The 17751-nt window shown below is 75.2% G+C and carries 14 protein-coding genes; 12 read left to right on the plus strand and 2 right to left on the minus strand.

Features of this window, described 5'->3' with window-relative positions:
- Positions 1 to 204: 204 nt before the first annotated feature.
- Positions 205 to 1164 (minus strand): HAD family phosphatase, encoded by a 960-nt coding sequence (locus KPL60_RS02160; RefSeq protein WP_226354807.1) that lies wholly within the window; start codon positions 1162 to 1164, stop codon positions 205 to 207.
- Between the two features lie 675 nt (positions 1165 to 1839).
- On the opposite strand from KPL60_RS02160, the gene ssd reads away from it, so the two are divergent.
- The 7 genes from ssd to KPL60_RS02195 are packed head-to-tail and all read left to right on the plus strand — an operon-like array spanning position 1840 to position 6799.
- A complete protein-coding gene (gene ssd / locus KPL60_RS02165) occupies positions 1840 to 2931 on the plus strand; it encodes a septum site-determining protein Ssd (protein ID WP_226354806.1) in 1092 nt (363 codons plus the stop codon).
- Positions 2928 to 4085 (plus strand): TadA family conjugal transfer-associated ATPase, encoded by a 1158-nt coding sequence (locus KPL60_RS02170; protein WP_226354805.1) that lies wholly within the window; start codon positions 2928 to 2930, stop codon positions 4083 to 4085. Before ssd ends, KPL60_RS02170 begins: the two co-directional genes overlap by 4 nt.
- Positions 4079 to 4900 carry a type II secretion system F family protein gene (locus KPL60_RS02175; protein ID WP_226364712.1) on the plus strand — a complete coding sequence of 274 codons (822 nt, stop codon included), beginning with the start codon at positions 4079 to 4081 and terminating at the stop codon, positions 4898 to 4900. The genes KPL60_RS02170 and KPL60_RS02175 overlap by 7 nt, the downstream gene beginning before the upstream one ends.
- The gene (locus KPL60_RS34430) at positions 4897 to 5610 is read left to right on the plus strand and encodes a type II secretion system F family protein (protein ID WP_226364713.1); all 714 of its coding nucleotides are present in this window, start codon (positions 4897 to 4899) and stop codon (positions 5608 to 5610) included. The genes KPL60_RS02175 and KPL60_RS34430 overlap by 4 nt, the downstream gene beginning before the upstream one ends.
- Before the next feature lie 58 nt (positions 5611 to 5668).
- Positions 5669 to 5869 carry a DUF4244 domain-containing protein gene (locus tag KPL60_RS02185; protein ID WP_149663265.1) on the plus strand — a complete coding sequence of 67 codons (201 nt, stop codon included), beginning with the start codon at positions 5669 to 5671 and terminating at the stop codon, positions 5867 to 5869.
- The gene (locus KPL60_RS02190; protein WP_226364714.1) at positions 5847 to 6368 is read left to right on the plus strand and encodes a TadE family type IV pilus minor pilin; all 522 of its coding nucleotides are present in this window, start codon (positions 5847 to 5849) and stop codon (positions 6366 to 6368) included. The genes KPL60_RS02185 and KPL60_RS02190 overlap by 23 nt, the downstream gene beginning before the upstream one ends.
- Entirely contained in the window at positions 6365 to 6799 is a 435-nt protein-coding gene (locus KPL60_RS02195; protein ID WP_226364715.1) for an Rv3654c family TadE-like protein, read from the plus strand. The genes KPL60_RS02190 and KPL60_RS02195 overlap by 4 nt, the downstream gene beginning before the upstream one ends.
- Before the next feature lie 374 nt (positions 6800 to 7173).
- Here the strand turns inward: KPL60_RS02195 and KPL60_RS02200 are convergent, their stop codons facing one another.
- A complete protein-coding gene (locus tag KPL60_RS02200) occupies positions 7174 to 9819 on the minus strand; it encodes a DEAD/DEAH box helicase (protein ID WP_226364716.1) in 2646 nt (881 codons plus the stop codon).
- Positions 9820 to 10186: 367 nt separating this feature from the next.
- Here KPL60_RS02200 and KPL60_RS02205 point away from each other — a divergent pair, with 367 nt between their 5' ends.
- The 5 genes from KPL60_RS02205 to topA all read left to right on the plus strand — a co-directional run bounded on the left by KPL60_RS02205 (position 10187) and on the right by topA (position 17702).
- Positions 10187 to 12490, plus strand: coding sequence for a sodium-translocating pyrophosphatase (locus KPL60_RS02205; protein WP_226364717.1), 2304 nt, complete (start codon positions 10187 to 10189; stop codon positions 12488 to 12490).
- 119 nt (positions 12491 to 12609) lie between these two features.
- Positions 12610 to 13215 carry a hypothetical protein gene (locus KPL60_RS02210; protein ID WP_226364718.1) on the plus strand — a complete coding sequence of 202 codons (606 nt, stop codon included), beginning with the start codon at positions 12610 to 12612 and terminating at the stop codon, positions 13213 to 13215.
- Between the two features lie 74 nt (positions 13216 to 13289).
- Positions 13290 to 13892 carry a hypothetical protein gene (locus KPL60_RS02215; protein WP_062399624.1) on the plus strand — a complete coding sequence of 201 codons (603 nt, stop codon included), beginning with the start codon at positions 13290 to 13292 and terminating at the stop codon, positions 13890 to 13892.
- A 75-nt stretch (positions 13893 to 13967) separates the two neighbouring features.
- Positions 13968 to 14558, plus strand: a complete 591-nt coding sequence (locus KPL60_RS02220) for a hypothetical protein (protein WP_226356627.1) — start codon at positions 13968 to 13970, stop codon at positions 14556 to 14558.
- Positions 14559 to 14789: 231 nt separating this feature from the next.
- Complete coding sequence (gene topA, locus KPL60_RS02225) at positions 14790 to 17702, plus strand: type I DNA topoisomerase (RefSeq protein ID WP_226364719.1); 2913 nt, start codon at positions 14790 to 14792, stop codon at positions 17700 to 17702.
- Positions 17703 to 17751 lie beyond the last annotated feature (49 nt).

The following is a 17751-nucleotide window of genomic DNA, read 5'->3' on the forward strand; positions in this document are numbered from 1 at the left end:
CACCGCACCGTCCCGCGCTCCGCCACCCGGCAGTCCGCTCACCGCGTGTCGATCAGTACATGAGCGTGGTCGCGGGATACCCGGACAGCACCGACGTACTGATCGACGGGCGCGCCGCGGTCGAGGGCGCGGCAGCCGCGGTGAGGACGGGCGCGGGCCGCTCGGCGAGGCCGGCAGCGCCCCGCCCGCAGGCCGGCCATCACCTCAGCGGCCACCGCGGGCGGACCGGGTGCCGGCCGCCCCCGCCACCAGCGCCGCGAGCACCCCGCCGACCGCGGCCGCACCGAGCAGCGCCGGATCCCGCCACGGTTCGCCCGCACCGACCCCGCCGGTCTCCTCGCCGGTCCCATCGGCCGCCGGGCCGGCGTGAGCACCACCCCGGGCCCCGGCCGCGAACCTGTCGGACAGCCGGTCGCGCAGCCGGAACAGCCGGTCCCGGCGGGAGGCGGCGCGCACGAACGCGAGCACCGGCCACCCCCGCTCACGGGCGATCGCCCGCAGCTCCCGGTCCGGGTTCACGACGGACGGCTGCCCGACCGCCTCCAGCAGCGGCAGGTCGGTGATCGAGTCGGTGTAGGCGGCACACCGCGCGAGGTCGAGCCCCAGCTCCTCGGCGATCTCCCGGGCCGCGACGGCCTTGCCCTCGCCGTAGCAGTAGAACGCGATCTCCCCGGCGTAGCGGCCGTCCTCGATGTGCATCCGGGTCGCCCGGAAGCGCGTGATCCCGACCAGCTCGGCGATCGGCTCGACGACTTCCAGCCCCGACGCCGACAGCAGCACGATCTCCGCCCCCTGCGCGCGGTGGTGCTCGATCAGCCGGACCGCCTCGGGGTAGACGAGCGGACCCACGATCTCCTGCAGCGTCTCGGCGACGATCGCACGGACCCGCGCGACCTCCCAGCCCTGGCAGATCAGCACCATCCGCCGGCGCAGGGTGTCCATCGTGGACGCGTCCGCCCCGGCGAGCACGAGCAGCAGCTGGGCCCACGCCCCGCGCAGGACGGTCGCGCGGTCGATCAGGCCGGCGCGGGCGAACGGACGCGCGAACGCCAGCGCGCTCGACCCGGCGATGATCGTGTTGTCGAGGTCGAGGAACACCGCCTGGGGAACGGCGGCACCGGCGGTCCGGTCCGGGGCGACGGGGGCTGTGGAGGACTCGGGCACGCCGTCCAGCCTGCCCGAACCGGGACGCGCCCCGTCCCCGGTCCCCGACTCCGTCCACACCCCGCCGACCGTCGGCCCCACGGTGGGCGCCGCCCGTCCTCGCACCGCCCGGCCGGGGGTACGAGCAGGCCGATGACCAGCAGCGGAGAGTAATCGGCCGTACGCGACCGGTCGCCCGAACGCGCTCACCGGTCAGTGGTGCAGTTCACCCCGTCGGGGTCAAGAGCGACATCGTCGCCGGTACCGGTCGGCGCAGCCCACGGCCGGAGTATGGGCGCGACCGGCATGTTCCGGCTACAGTTGACCGAGCTCGGACGTGGTCCGAGCGGGTTCAGCTCGACCCCCCGGGGCTGAACCGCCCGACGGCCCCCGCCAATCCCCCCTGGCGGGGGTCGTCCTGCGTCCGGGGTCGGGACGACACGGTCGTGTCGGTCGCCCGCCTCCCCGGTGTGCTCCTCGCCGCTCCGGTGCTGCTCCTCCATGGCGCGCCCGCGAGGGCCCTCCCCCGTGCTACATCCTCCCGCACGACACCGACGGAACCGGTGGGTTGTCCACAGGTCGAGCCGTTTCCACGAAGTTGTCCACAGGCCCGCGATCGGGGCCGGCGAGGCCCTCCCGGGACCGCACGCTCGACACCGGGGCCCGCACCGGCGGGCCGGTGTGGAGGACGACGCGATGGACCGGCGCTGCCTGATCGTGGCCGACGATCCCGAGCTGCTCGACGCGCTGCTGCGGCTCGCCGCGGCCGCCGACATGGACGCCCAGCGCGCGGTCGACGCGGCCGACGCCCGCCGTGCCTGGGCTCGCGCACCGGTCGTGCTGCTCGACCGGGCCGGGGCCCGGCGCTGCGGCGAGGCCGGTTTCCCCCGCCGCGACGGCGTCGTGATCACCGTCCCCGGCGAGCCCGCCGCGGAGGACTGGCGGATCGCGGTCGCCCTCGGCGCGGACCGGGTCGTGCAGCTCCCCCAGGGCGAGGCCGGGCTGGCCGGCATCCTCGCCGACGCCCGGGAGCGCGCAGCGGGCGACGGGCGGGCCGGCCGGGTGCTGGCCGTGGTCGGCGGCAGCGGTGGGGCGGGCGCCTCGGTGCTCGCCACCGCCGTCGCGCTGACCTCCGCACGGGCCGGGGAGTCCGCGCTGCTGGTCGACTGCGACCCGCTCGGCGGCGGCCTCGACCTGATGGTCGGGCTGGAGCAGGAGGCCGGGCTGCGCTGGCCGGAGCTGTCGGTCGGCGACGGCCGGGTGCGCGCCGCGTCGCTGCACGCCGCGCTGCCGCGGGCCGGGTCCGGGCGCACCGCGTTGTCGGTGCTGTCCTGCGCGCGCTCCCCGCACGGCCCCGAGCCGGCCGCGGTCACCGCGGTCCTCGACGCCGGGCGTCGCGCGGGCGGCACCGTCGTGTGCGACCTGCCCCGCTACCCCACCGACGCCGCACTCACCGCTCTCGGCACCGCCGATCTGACCGTCCTGGTGGTCCCCGCCGGGCTGCGGTCCTGTGCCGCGGCCGCCCGGGTCGCCGACGTGCTCGCCGAGCACGCCCGGGCGGTGGAGCTGGTCGTGCGCGGGCCGTCCCCCGGCGGCATCACCCCCGACGAGGTGGTCGCCTCCCTCGGCCTGTCGTTGCTCACGACCATGCGCCCGGAGCGGGACCTCGCCGGTGCCCTCGAACGGGGGCGGACCCCCGGCTCGGGGCGGGGCCCGCTCGCCACCGCGGCCCGGGCCGTGCACGAGCGCCTCTCCGGCACGGCCGCTTCCCGGCGGGCGGCGTCGTGAACCCGCTGGTCGACCGGGTGCGGGCCCGGCTGGCCGACGCCGGCGGCGAGACCGGGCCGGCCGCCGTCGCCGCGGCGGTGCGGGCCGAGTCCGGTGGGGTCGCGTCCGATCTGGACGTCCTCGCCGCGCTCCGCACCCTGCGCCAGGAGTTCACCGGAGCAGGCCCTCTCGACGCGCTGCTGCGCGACCCGGCGACCACCGACGTGCTGGTCACCGCGCCCGACGCCGTCTGGGTCGACCGCGGCGACGGGCTGCGCCGCACCGGCATCACCTTCGCCGACGAGGCCGCGGTCCGGCGCCTCGCCCAGCGCCTGGCGCTCGCCGCGGGCCGCCGCCTCGATGACGCGAGTCCCTGCGTCGACGGCAGGCTCCCCGACGCCGGGGTCCGGCTGCACGCCGTCCTCCCACCGGTGGCGGCCGCCGGGACCGCGATCTCGCTGCGGGTGCTGCGCCCCGCCGGACACGACCTGGCCGCGCTCCGGCGGACCGGCACCCTCGACGCGACCGGCGAGGCCCTGCTGCGCGCGATCGTCACCGCCCGGCTGGCCGTGCTCGTGGCCGGTGGGACGGGCAGTGGCAAGACCACGCTGCTCAACGCGCTGCTGGGCGCGGTCGACCCGGGCGAGCGACTGATCACCGTCGAGGACGCCGAGGAGCTCTCCCCGCGCCATCCGCACGTCGTGCGGCTGGTCGCCCGGCCGCCGAACATCGAGGGCTCGGGTGGGGTGCCGCTGCGTGAGCTGGTGCGTCAGGCGTTGCGGATGCGTCCGGACCGGCTGGTCGTCGGCGAGGTCCGCGGCGCCGAGGTGTGCGACCTGCTGGCCGCCATGAACACCGGTCACGACGGCGGCGGCTGCACCGTGCACGCCAACTCGGTCCGCGAGATCCCGGCCCGGATGCGCGCGCTGGCCGGGCTCGGCGGGATGTCCCCCGCCGCGCTCGACGGGCAGCTGACCGCCGCCGTCCAGGTCGTGCTGCACATGCGACGCCGCCCCGGCGCCGGCCGGACGCTCGACGAGATCGGCGTGCTGGGCCGCGCCGACGACGGCACCCCCCGCGTCACGGCCGCCTGGAGCCGCGGCAGCGGGGCCGGACCGGGCCGCGACGAGCTCGCCACGCTGCTGCGCGAGCGCGGGGTCGGTGTGCCGTGCTGAGCACACTGCCCGGGACTCCGCAGGGCGTCGCGGTCCCCGCCCTGCTCGCGCTGGCGGTGCTGACACTGCCCGCGGCGCCGGGCCGGTCCCGGTGGCGGGCCCTGACCGGCACCGCGATCGGCCTCCCGACGGCCCGGCTGCTCGCTCCGCCGTTGCCCCTGCTCGCCGCGCCGCTGGGGTGGCTGCTCCTGGGCCCCGCCGGTGCGGTGTGCGCAGCAGGGGTGGCGTGGGGGGTGCGGCGCCGGGTCGCCGCACGCCGCGCCGCGGAACGGGCCGGGTCGACGGCGGCCGAGCTCGCCGACGCGCTCGCCCGGATCACCGACGAGCTGCGCACCGGGGCGCACCCCGCGGCCGCGCTGGCCGGGCACGTGCACGACGGGCCGCTCGCCCGCGCGCTGCTCGAGCCGGCGGCGGTCGCCGCGCGGATCGGTGAGCCGGTACCGGAGGCACTGCGCCGGACGGCGCGGGGTCCCGCCCGGCGCGACGTCGAGCGGGTCGCCTCGGCCTGGGAGCTCGCCGACACCCACGGCGCCCCGCTCGCCGACCTGCTCACCGGGCTGCTCGACGACATCCGCTGGCGGATCGCGCACGGCGCCCGGGTGCGGGCCCAGCTCGCCGGACCCCGGGCGACGGCGTCGGTGCTGACCGGGTTGCCGTTGGCCGGGATCGGTCTCGGGCAGCTCATGGGTATCGCGCCGCTGACCGTGCTGCGCACCGGCCTGCACGGGCCGGCGCTGCTGCTGACCGGGGTCGTCCTCACGGTCGCCGGGGCGGCGTGGGCCGACCGGATCCTGCGTGCGGCGGTGCCGACGTGACCGCGGCCGCGCTCGGGCTCGCCGCGCTCGCCCTGGCCGTCGTCGGCGGGCGTCCCGGGCCGGGACGGCTGCGCGGGCTGCGGGCCGTCGTCGGCACCGCTGCGGCCGCGGCGCCACCCCGCACCGCGGTCCTCGCGGTGCTGGTCCCCGCCGGGGCCGCGCTCGGCGGAGCCCTCAGTGGGGCGGGTGGCGCGGTCGTCGGCGCGGCGGCGGGCGGCGGGCTGCTGTGGCTCGCCCGGCGGGCGGCCCGCGGGCCGGCCGCGCGGGTGGACTCCGCGGACCTGGCCGCCGCCTGGGACCTCCTGGCGACCTGTCTGGCCGCCGGTCTCGCCGTCGCGGACGCCGTCGGAGCCGCGGCCCGGCGGCTCGACGGCCCGGCCGGGGAGGCGTTGCGCCGGGTCGCGGGTCTGCTCGCCCTGGGCGCCGACCCCGACGACGCCTGGGCCGCCGCCGGCCCGGTCCCCGAGCTCGCCGGGTTCGCCCGCGCGGCGGGCCGGTCGGCCCGTACCGGTGCCGCCCTCGGACGCTCCGCCGCGGCGGAGGCGGCCCGACTGCGCGCCGGTCTGGCGGACCTCGCCGAGGAGCGGGCGCAGCGCGCCGCGGTCCGCATCACCGCCCCGCTGGGGCTCTGCTTCCTGCCCGCCTTCCTGGTCCTCGGCATCGTGCCGGTCGTGATCGGGCTGGCCGGGGAGGCGTTCGCGCGGTGGTGACCACCGCCGCGCGGCGACCGGGTCCGCACCCCGCGGGCCCCCGACGAAGGAGACACCGATGACCCCCACCCGTTCCCTGCTGCACCGCCGGCTGCGCGCACTCGCCTCCGACGACGACGGCATGTCCACCGTCGAGTACGCCGTCGGCACCGTCGCGGCTGCGGCGTTCGCCGCGCTCCTCTACGCGATCGTCAGCGGCGGCGACGTCCTCGCCGCCCTCACCGGGATCGTGCAACGTGCGCTGTCCACGACGCTCTGACCCCCACCGCACCGGCCGCGGCCGCGGTGGCTGCCGCACCCTCGGCCGAGGTCCAGCCGTCGGTACCAGGAACGGCCCGGCGAGTTCCCCGGCGGACGACGACGGCGCGGTCACCGTCGAGGCGGCGCTGGCGCTCGGCACCCTGGTCGCGGTCACCGCGGCGGCGGTCGGAGCCGTCGCCGCGGTGGCGGCCGGGGTCCGCTGCACCGACGCCGCCCGCGAGCTGGCCCGCCAGGCCGCACGCGGCGACACCGAACGGGGCCGGGCCGTGGCCGCGCAGCTGGCCCCGGCCGGAGCCGAGCCGGAGCTGCGCCTCGACGGCGATCTCGTCGTCGTGACGGTGCGGGTCCGGCCGGTCGGGCTGCTCCCGGTCACGATCAGCGGCACCGCGACCGCCGCGGTCGAACCCGGCGTCACGACCGGCGCGGACCGGTCCGGGGCCCAGGCGGCCCGGCCCGGCGTCACAGCCGGGTCGGCCCCACCCGGTGACGCGCCATGAGCCGCCCGGTCCCTCCGCGCCGGGGAGACGACGCGGGCGTCGCCTCGGTCTGGGCCGCGACGGCGGCGGCGGTGCTGCTGCTCGTCGGCATCGTCGGCGTCGACCTGGCCGCCGCCACCCGCGCCCGGCACGTCGCCTCCGCCGCCGCGGACCTGTCCGCACTCGCGGCCGCCGGCCGGTCGGTGGACGGCACGGCCGCCGCCTGCGCCCGTGCCGCCGACCTGGCCGCCCGCAACGGCGCCGAGCTCCTGACCTGCCGCCTCGACGGCTGGGACGCCCTGGTCGAGACCCGGGTCGCCTGGTCGGGCCTGCTCCCGCTGCGCGGTCCCGCGCGGGCGAGGGCGCGTGCAGGCCCGGCTCCCGTGGACACCGGCCCACCCCCGGCGAGCGGGACCGTGGACGGTTCCGGCCCCACCGCGGAGCCGTCGTGAACTCCCCCGGACGTGATCACGATCTCGGTGAGCGGTCCACGCCCCCGGATGAACGGACGGCGAACCCCGGAGCACGCCGTCATCACGATTGCTTACGACGAACGTCCCAGCGCGACCGCGTTTCGTCGTGGGCGCCTGACCGATCACCGACATCGCGCGGCCCACATCTGGTCACCGTCGCGACACTCGGGCCTACTGGGAGTCGCAGGGACGGGCAGGATCCGGTCCGCCCCCGCCACGAAGACCACGCTCCCCAGACAGCGACGACGTCGGAGCGCCCCTGGCGCCCCCGTCCGATGTCGTCGCACGTGGTTGCCACCGGCCCGCCCCCGCCCCCGACGGGCGGGCCGGTGGTACCCCGTCCGGTTCCGCGATCACCGCGAACCGGTCGGGGCACCGCCTTCCAGCGCGACGAGGACCAGGTCCAGCACCTGCACCGCCCCCGTCTTGTCCAGCGGGTTGTTGCCGTTGCCGCACTTCGGGGACTGCACGCAGGACGGGCAGCCCGTGCGGCACTCACAGTCCCGGACCGCGGCGCGGGTCGCCGCCAGCCACCGCCCCAGCACCTCGTGGCCGCGTTCGGCCAGGCCCGCGCCGCCGGGGTGCCCGTCGTGCACGAACACCGTCGGGAGCCCGGTGTCGGGGTGCAGCGCGGTGGACAGGCCGCCGATGTCCCAGCGGTCGCAGATCGCGAACAGCGGGAGCAGTCCGATCGCGGCGTGCTCGGCGGCGTGCAGTGCGCCGGGGAGACGTGCCTCGTCGATTCCGGCGTCGGCGAGCGCGTCGGGGTCGATCGTGTACCAGACCGAGCGGGTGTCCAGGCTCTGCGGCGGCAGGTCCAGCGCCGTCTGGTCGAGCACCGTGCCGTCCGGGGTGCGTCGCCGGTAGGCGACGACCTGGCTGGTCACCGTGGTCGCACCGAAGCAGACCTGCACCGGCCCGTACCGGCGGTGCTCCAGCACCTCCAGCACGGTGACGTCGGAGACCGACTGGGCCTCGGTGCGCCAGTCCGGGTCCTCGGCGTGGACGAGCGCGACGCCGTCGTCGAGGTCGAGCTCGTCGACGACGAAGCTGTCGCCGCGGTGCAGGTACACCGCACCGGAGTGGATCGTGCCCGGGGCCGAGCCGCCGTCGACGGTGCCGAGCATCCGCCCGGTGGCCGCCTCCACCACGGCGACCTGCCCGAGCCCGGAGCCCCGGATGTCGACGTGCGCGGCGGGTGCGTCGCCGGTGTCGGGCCAGAACCAGCCGTGCGGTCGTCGGCGCAGCACGCCCTCGTCGACCAGGGCGTCGAGGACCTCCACCGCGGGGGCTCCCCCGAAGATCTCCTCGACGTCGACCGTGGTCAGGGGCATCTCCGCGGCCGCGCACGCCAGCTGCGGCGCGAGCACGTACGGGTTGACCGGGTTGAGCACGCAGCTCTCCACGGGCGCCCCGATCAGCGAGCGCGGGTGGTGCACGAGGTAGGTGTCGAGCGGGTCGTCGCGGGCGACGAGCACGACGAGCGCCTCGTCGGCGGCCCGTCCGGCGCGCCCGGCCTGCTGCCAGAACGACGCGCGGGTGCCCGGGAACCCGGCCTGCACCACGGCGTCGAGCCCCGAGATGTCGACGCCGAGCTCCAGCGCGTTGGTGGTCGCGACCCCGAGCAGCTCGCCCGACATCAGGTCGGCCTCCAGCGCACGGCGCTCCTCGGGCAGATAGCCGCCGCGGTAGGCGGCCACCCGCGCGGCCAGTTCCGGAGCGATCTCGGCGATCTGGCGCTTCGCACCGAGCGCGGTGAGCTCGGCGGCCCGCCGGGACCGGACGAACGCCAGGGTGCGGGCGTCGGTCAGGACGAGGTCGGCGAGCATCCGGGCGACCTCGGCCCCGGCGGAGCGGCGGACCGGCGCCCCGTTCTCCCCGGTGATCTCGGCGAGCAGCGGCGGCTCCCAGAACGCGACGGTGCGCCCGGCGTGCGGGGACCCGTCCTCGGTGACGGCGACGACGCCGCGTCCGGTCAGCCGGGACGCGAACTCCTCCGGGCGCGCCACCGTCGCCGAGGCGAGCACGATCACGGGGCGCGCGCCGTAGCGGGCGGCGAGACGCAGCAGCCGGCGCAGCAGCAGCGCCACGTGCGAGCCGAACACCCCCCGGTAGGTGTGGCACTCGTCGACCACGACGTAGCGCAGCCGGCGGAGGAAGGTCGTCCAGCGCCCATGCCGGGGAAGGATCGACCGGTGCAGCATGTCCGGGTTGGAGAACACCCACCGGCAGTGCCTGCGGACCCAGTCGCGCTGGTCCATGGGGGTGTCGCCGTCGAACGCGGCGGGCCGGACACCGTCCGGGGCGAGCCCGTCGAGGGACCTCAGCTGGTCGGCGGCGAGTGCCTTGGTCGGGGCGAGGTACAGCGCCGTGGCCCGCGGGTCCTCGGCCAGACCGGCGAGCACCGGCAGCTGGTAGACCAGCGACTTCCCCGACGCCGTCCCCGTCGCGACGACGACGTCGGCGCCGGAGTGCACCAGCTCCGCACCGTGCGCCTGGTGCGACCACGGGCGGGTCACGCCGCGGGCCGCCCAGGCCGCGCGCAGCGGCTCGGGCGCCCAGCCCGGCCAGTCGACCGGGTGGCCGGCCCGCGCCGGGATCCGCACGATGTGCCGCAACGGGTCCTCGACGACGTCGACCCCGTCGGAGCCGTCGGAGCCGCCGCTGCCGTCGGAGCCGTGGGAGCTGTCGGAGCCCGCAGACCCGTGGGAGCCGGCAGAGCCACGGGAATCGCCGGAGCCACGCGAATCGCGAGAGAGGTCGGAACCGCGGACACCGTCAGGACCGTCGAAGCCGTCCTGCGCGGCGAACACCCCGGCACCCGGCCCCGGCCGGGGTCCCGCTCCCGGCCCCGGCCCGTCCGTGTCGGCGGCACCGGACGTCCACGTGGTGTCGGCACGGGCCGGGTCGAGTCCCGAGCCCGCCAGCACGCGACGCAGCAGCTCCACCCCGCGCTGCGACCCGTCCGGGCCCTGCGTGCTCTCCGCCGTCGCTCCCACGACCGACCACGATGGCACAGATGTTCGAACGATCCGCCGTCGCTCCCGGTGGCCGCCCCGAGCCGGCGGCCCGCGGCCGACCGGATCACGGAAGTCGTTGCACCGCAGTTGATCTGCAGGTTCCCGGATTGCGTCGCAACATCGTGTGGGATTGATCACTTTTGCCAGTTCGTTACGTCCTGTGATCCCAATCGCACTGAGGGATGCACCACACTCCTAGACTGCACCAGCCCGGTCACCGGTGGACGCCGCCCGGGCCCAGTCGACGCCGACGAGGCCGTCGCCGCCCGGCCGGGTCGAGCCACAGTGACCCGTCCCGGCCGCCGGGGACCTCGCCGGCCGGATCCTTTCCACCGGGAGGACACGGATGTCCCAGCCCACCTACCTCGCCCAGGGCCTCGTGCTCGGCGGCGGGGACCTCGCCATCGTCGGCGTGGTCGCGGTGGTCGCCCTCGTCGCCCTGGTCGTCGGCGGTCTCCTGATGCGGGAGGTGCTCTCCTACGACGAGGGCACCCCCAACATGAGGGAGATCGGCCGCGCGGTCCAGGAGGGCGCCACGGCGTACCTCAACCGCCAGTTCCGCACACTGCTGATCTTCGCCGTCGTCGTCGTGTTCCTGCTCCTCGCGCTCCCCGCCGAGGACAACTTCGAACGCATCGGCCGATCGATCGCCTTCGTGTTCGGAGCCGCGTTCTCCGCCGCCATCGGCTACCTGGGCATGTGGCTCGCGACGCGCGCGAACATCCGCGTCGCCGCGGCCTCGCGCGAGCCGGGCGGCCGGGAGAAGGCGACCCGTATCGCGTTCCGCACCGGCGGCGTCGTCGGCATGTTCACCGTCGGCCTCGGCCTGTTCGGCGCCTCGCTCGTCGTGCTCGTCTACGCCGGCCAGGCGCCCCGCGTCCTGGAGGGCTTCGGCTTCGGCGCGGCACTGCTCGCGATGTTCATGCGGGTCGGCGGCGGCATCTTCACCAAGGCCGCCGACGTCGGCGCCGACCTGGTCGGCAAGGTCGAGCAGGGCATCCCCGAGGACGACCCCCGCAACGCGGCCACCATCGCCGACAACGTGGGCGACAACGTCGGCGACTGCGCCGGCATGGCCGCCGACCTGTTCGAGTCCTACGCGGTGACCCTGGTCGCCGCGCTGATCCTCGGCACCGCGGCGTTCGGCCTGCAGGGCCTGCTGTTCCCGCTGATCGTCCCGGCGATCGGCGTGATCACCGCGATCCTCGGCGTCTACCTGACCAAGGCCCGCGCCGGGGAGAACACCCTGCGCGCGATCAACCGCAGCTTCTACCTCTCGGCCCTGTTCGCCGGGGTGCTGTCGATCGTCGCCGCCTACGTCTACCTCCCGGGCACCTTCGGCGAGCTGATCAACCCGACCGACACCAGCGTCGTCGGCCTCGCCGGCGACCCGCGCCTGATCGCCTCGGTCGCCGTGGTCATCGGCATCGTGCTGGCCGCGGTCATCCTCAAGCTGACCGGCTACTACACCGGCACCGAGGACCGTCCGGTCAAGGACGTCGGCGAGTCGTCGCTGACCGGTGCGGCCACCGTGATCCTGTCCGGCATCTCGATCGGCTTCGAGTCCGCCGTCTACACCGCGCTCGTCATCTCCGCGGCCGTCTACGGCGCGTTCCTGCTGTCCGGCTCGATCGTCGTGTCGCTGTTCGCGGTCGCGCTGGCCGGTACCGGCCTGCTGACCACGGTCGGCGTCATCGTCGCGATGGACACCTTCGGCCCGGTCTCGGACAACGCCCAGGGCATCGCGGAGATGTCCGGCGACGTCGAGGGCGAGGGCGTCGACATCCTCACCGAGCTCGACGCGGTCGGGAACACCACCAAGGCGATCACCAAGGGCATCGCGATCGCCACCGCGGTGCTCGCGGCGACGGCACTGTTCGGCTCCTACCGCGACGCGATCAGCCAGGCGCTCGCCGGGGTCAACATCGCCGCGCAGGACGCCGGGACCGCCTTCGCCTACGAGGTGTTCAGCCCGAACACCCTGGTCGGCGTGATCATCGGTGCCTCGGTGGTCTTCATGTTCTCCGGCCTCGCGGTCAACGCGGTGACCCGCGCCGCGGGCGCCGTCGTCTACGAGGTGCGCCGCCAGTTCCGCGAGCACCCCGGGATCATGGACCGCACCGAGCGCCCGGAGTACGGCCGCGTCGTCGACATCTGCACCCGGGACTCGCTGCGCGAGCTGGCCACCCCCGGTCTGCTCGCCATCTTCGCCCCGATCGCGGTCGGGTTCGGTCTCGGCGTCGGCCCGTTGGCCGGCTACCTGGCCGGTGCCATCGCGACCGGTGTCCTCATGGCGATCTTCCTGGCCAACTCGGGCGGCGCCTGGGACAACGCCAAGAAGCTCGTCGAGGACGGCAACCACGGCGGCAAGGGCTCCGACGCCCACGAGGCGACGATCATCGGCGACACCGTCGGCGACCCGTTCAAGGACACCGCGGGCCCGGCGATCAACCCGCTGATCAAGGTCATGAACCTGGTCTCGGTGCTGATCGCCCCGGCGGTCGTGGTGCTGTCCACCCCGGACGCCAACCCGGTGATCCGGATCGTCATCGCGATCGTCGCAGTGGTGATCATCGCGGCCGCGGTGGTGGTCTCGAAGCGCCGCACCTCGGCGATCACCGACGCCCCGGCCGAGAGCTCGGTCGGCTGACCGACACCTCGCAGGACCACGGCAGCCGCTCGTCCCATCGGGACGGGCGGCCGTCCTGCGTCACGGGACGATTCGGATACTCTCCGCCGGACGGCAGTGATCACCCCGACGGAGGAGCGATGCGGACATCGCGAGGTCTCGCCGGACTCCTCGTCGCCCCGGCCGTCCTGCTGGCGGGCTGCGGCCCCTCCGGGCCGACCGTCGAGCAGTGGACCGAGTCGATGTGCGCGGCCGTGCTGCCCTTCGTCCGCACCGCCGTGGACACCCCCGGCGAGACCCCGGACCCCGCGCAGCGGCTGCGGGCCCTCTCGGACTACCTGACCCGCACCACCCAGGCCGCCGACGGCGCGCTGGGCGACCTGGACCGGCTCGGCCCGGCCCCCGTCGACGACGGCGAGGCCCTCTCCGCACGGCTCCAGGGCGGGCTCGGCGAGATCCGCTCGGCGTTCTCCGGGGCGCGCTCGCGGGTCGACGCCATCGACCCGGCCGACCCTGCCGCGGTGCAGCGCGACCTGCCCGCCGCGCTGGAGCCGCTCGCCCGCCTCGGCGGCACCACCGGCCCCCTCGACGAGGTCACCGGCAACCCGGCGATCGCCTCGGCGTTCCGGGCCTCGACGACCTGCACGGATCTCACCCGGTCGGCGGAGCAGGCCCGCGCGACACCCCCGCCCGGCGCACCCGTTGCTGCTCCGAACGGGTCAACCGGGGAGGGTGGAAGCAGCTGACCGGCGACGGCGTCCTACCGTCGACCACTGTCCGTGCCCCGGGCCCCGACGGGCCCCGACCCTGGAGCCCGACGATGGCCACCCCCCGCCCGGCGCGAACCGCCCGGGTCCTGCTCCCCACCCTGCTCGCCGCGCTCCTGGCCGGCGGCTGCGCGTCGAGCGTGGCCGGCACCCCCGCGGCGGACCCGGCCCCGCGGCCGACCGCGGGTGTCGGCGCCGACCCGGTCGCCTGGGGCGACAAGGTCTGCGGCGCGACCCTGGCCTACTACCAGCCGCTCAACACCCCGCCGAACTACGATGGCGCCGACCTCGCCGGCATCAAGACGCGCCTGTCGGAGTACCTCGGCAAGGTCGCGGCCGGCATCGACACCGGCAAGAAGCAGCTGACCGCGGCCGGCGAGTCCCCGGTGAGCGGCGGCGACGCGTGGGCGACCGCGGTCCGCGACATGCTCGACCGGTCCGGCACGACGATCGCCCAGGCCAAGAAGGACGTCGACGCGATCGACCCGAACGACGTCCAGGGGTTCAAGGGCAAGCTCGACGGCGCCCAGCAGAAGCTGCGGACGATCTCCGGCGCCCAGGGCCTGGACAAGATCGGCCCCACCCCGCGGCTGGACAAGGCGTTCGCGACCGCGCCGAAGTGCGTCGCCCTCAAGAAGATCAACGGTCCCGCCTGACCCGCCGGGTCACCCGTCCGGCGCTCCCTGCTGGGCAAGCTCGAACATGCGTTCTATGCTTCGCGGGTGCCGCAGATGTCGCTGTTCTCCGCGGAGGCCCGGCCGGCCGGGCTGACCGACCTGGCCGGGCTGCTCTGCGGGCCCGGGCGGATCGAGCGGTTCGGCGCCGGTGACACGGCCCGGTTCGACGTCCCGCTGCCGATCGAGGGGCGCGAGACCGCGCTGGCCGCGCTGGCGGCGGCCCGCGGCGTCACCCTGGCCCCCGGCGCGTCCGGGATGCGCAGCGCGTTCCGCCGCGACCTGGTCCCGCTGGCCCGCGCCTGGTGCACGCCGGACGGTCGCAAGCGGATCCCGCCGGACTTCCAGCTCGACGGCGCCACGCTGCGGCTGTGGGCGCTCTCCGCGGGCACTCCCGACCTGCGGGGCGGGCACCTGCTGCTGCTCGACCCGCAGGCCCCGTGGACACACGGCCCGCTGATCGCCGCCGCCACCCGGGCCGGCCTTCCCCCGGCACGGCTCGCCCCGGGGGAACACGGCGCGCCCGGCCCGGCGTTACGCCTGCACGGAGCGCGCCGACTGGCCCGACTGGTGGAACTGGTGGGCCCCGCGCCGCGGATGACGAACCCGACCGAGTGGCCCCGGCACCACGGCCGACCGGCCGCCTGACCTGCCGAACCACGGCCGGGTCTACGCTGGCGACTCGCCCGCTCCCAGTGGCACGAGCCACGACACGGAGCGACGACGGTGTGAGATCGTGCGATCGTCGACCCCGAAGAAGACGCTCAGCGCAACCGTCCCGGCACGCTCCGGGACCGCACGGTGTAACAGTGCGGGGTCGGGAAACGGCTACGACGTCGCAGGGACCGCGACGCAGCCGAGGAGATGAGGTAGGACCACGTGGCAGCAGCGACAACGGGAACGACGGGTTCGGCACGCACGTCGGGGGGCAGCACGCGCAAGCCGACCTCGACGGCGAACGCATCCGGCCGCCCGACGCGCCGCCTGGTGATCGTCGAGTCCCCCAGCAAGGCGAAGAAGATCCAGCCCTACCTGGGCAACGACTACGTCGTCGAGTCCTCGGTCGGTCACATCCGTGACCTGCCGCGCGGCGCGGCGGACGTCCCCGCCAAGTACAAGGGCGAGTCCTGGGCGCGGCTCGGCGTCGACGTCGACAACCAGTTCAGCCCGCTCTACATCGTCACGCCGGAGAAGCGCAGCACCGTCTCGGAGCTGCGCGAGGCGTTGAAGACCGTCGACGAGCTCCTGCTCGCGACGGACCCCGACCGTGAGGGCGAGGCCATCGCCTGGCACCTGCTGGAGACCCTCCAGCCGAAGGTCCCGGTCCGGCGGATGGTCTTCCACGAGATCACCGAGTCGGCGATCCGCGCGGCCGCGGAGAACACCCGCGAGCTCGACCAGCACCTCGTCGACGCGCAGGAGACCCGCCGCATCCTGGACCGTCTCTACGGCTACGAGGTCTCCCCCGTGCTGTGGAAGAAGGTCATGCCGAAGCTGTCGGCGGGCCGCGTCCAGTCGGTCGCGACCCGGCTGATCGTGCAGCGCGAGCGGGACCGCATCGCGTTCCGCTCCGCGGAGTACTGGGACATCGCCGCGACCCTCGACGCCGGGGAGAAGGCCACCCCGCGCTCGTTCGGTGCGCGGCTGCTGCAGGTCGACGACAAGCGCGTCGCCACCGGCCGCGACTTCGACTCGCTCGGGCAGCTGAAGAAGGGCTCCGCGGAGGTCGTCACCCTGAACGAGGCCGAGGCGCGACGCCTCGCCGAGGGGCTGCAGGACCGTCCGATGGAGGTCGCCTCCGTCGACTCCAAGCCCTACACGCGCAAGCCGTACCCGCCGTTCATGACCTCGACGCTGCAGCAGGAGGCGGGCCGCAAGCTGCGGTTCTCCTCCGAGCGCACGATGCGCAGCGCCCAGCGTCTGTACGAGAACGGCTACATCACCTACATGCGTACGGACTCGACGACGCTGTCGGCGACGGCCATCGAGGCCGCCCGCTCGCAGGCCCGTGAGCTGTACGGCGACGCCTACGTCGCGGACTCGCCGCGCCAGTACACGCGCAAGGTGAAGAACGCCCAGGAGGCCCACGAGGCCATCCGTCCCGCCGGCGAGACCTTCCGGACCCCCGGTGCCATCGCCCGCGAGGTCGACGGCGACGACTTCCGTCTCTACGAGATGATCTGGCAGCGGACCATAGCCTCGCAGATGAACGACGCCCGCGGGACCACCGTGAGCGTCCGGATCGCGGGCACCGCGGCCACCGGCGAGAAGGTCGTGTTCTCGTCCTCCGGCCGCACGATCACCTTCCCCGGCTTCCTCAAGGCCTACGTCGAGACCCTCGACGACGAGGCCTCGGGCCAGCAGGCCGACGACGCCGAGTCCCGGCTGCCCGAGCTGACCGAGGGCCAGCCGCTGACCGCCACCGAGCTGGTGCCCGACGGGCACTCGACCAGCCCGCCGTCGCGGTTCACCGAGCCCGCGCTGGTCAAGGCGATGGAGGAGATGGGGATCGGCCGGCCGTCGACGTACGCGTCGACGATCAAGACGATCCTCGACCGCGGCTACGTCTGGAAGAAGGGCTCCGCGCTCGTCCCGTCGTGGGTGGCGTTCGCCGTCGTCGGGCTGATGGAGCAGCACTTCGGCCAGCTCGTCGACTACGACTTCACCGCCGCCATGGAGGACGACCTCGACTCCATCGCCTCCGGTGACGACTCCCGCGTGCACTGGCTGTCCGGGTTCTACTTCGGCACCGACGGCGCGAGCAGCGGCTCGGAGATCGCCCGGGCCGGTGGGCTGAAGAAGCTCGTCGGGTCGAACCTGGAGGAGATCGACGCCCGCACGGTGAACTCGATCCCGATGTTCGCCGACGCGGCGGGCAACGACGTCGTCGTCCGGGTGGGGCGCTACGGCCCGTACCTGGAGCGGATCGTCGACGGCGAGTCCCAGCGCGCGAACCTGCCCGACGACCTGGCCCCGGACGAGCTGTCCGAGGAGATCGCCGAGAAGCTGTTCTCGGTGCCGCAGGAGGGCCGCAAGCTGGGCACCGACCCGGTCACCGGACACGAGATCGTGGCGAAGGAGGGCCGCTTCGGCCCCTACGTCACCGAGCTCCTGCCCGAGCCGGAGGTGCCCGAGGGCGCCAAGAAGAAGCCGGCCAAGCCGAAGCCGCGCACCGGCTCGCTGTTCAAGTCGATGACGGTCGACACCATCACCCTCGAGGACGCGCTGCGGCTGCTGTCGCTGCCCCGGATCGTCGGCACGGACCCGGACTCCGGTGACGAGATCACCGCGCAGAACGGCCGCTACGGCCCGTACCTGAAGAAGGGCACGGACTCGCGGTCGCTCTCGGGCGAGGAGCAGCTCTTCACGGTCACCATCGAGGAGGCCCTGGAGATCTACAAGCAGCCCAAGCAGCGGGGCCGCGCCGCCGCGGCGCCGCCGCTGCGTGAGCTGGGCGAGGACGCCTCGACGAAGAAGAAGATGGTGATCAAGGACGGCCGGTTCGGCCCCTACGTCACCGACGGCGAGACCAACGCCAGCCTGCGCAAGGGCGACTCGGTCGAGGAGATCACCGACGAGCGGGCGTCCGAGCTGCTCGCCGAGCGGCGGGCGAAGGCCCCGGCGAAGAAGACGACGACCCGCAAGCCCGCGGCGTCGAAGAGCACCGCCGCGGCGAAGAAGACGACCACACGCAGCACCGCGGCCAAGAGCACCACGGCCCGGAGCACGGCGAGCAAGAGCACCACGACGAAGTCGACCGGGACGCGCACCCGCAAGACCCCCACGACCTGAGTCGACGACGACGGGCCCCGCTCCGGAGCGATCCGGTACGGGGCCCGTC

The sequence above is a fragment of the Pseudonocardia sp. ICBG162 genome, from assembly GCF_020496225.1.
In the GTDB taxonomy this organism is placed as follows: domain Bacteria; phylum Actinomycetota; class Actinomycetes; order Mycobacteriales; family Pseudonocardiaceae; genus Pseudonocardia; species Pseudonocardia alni.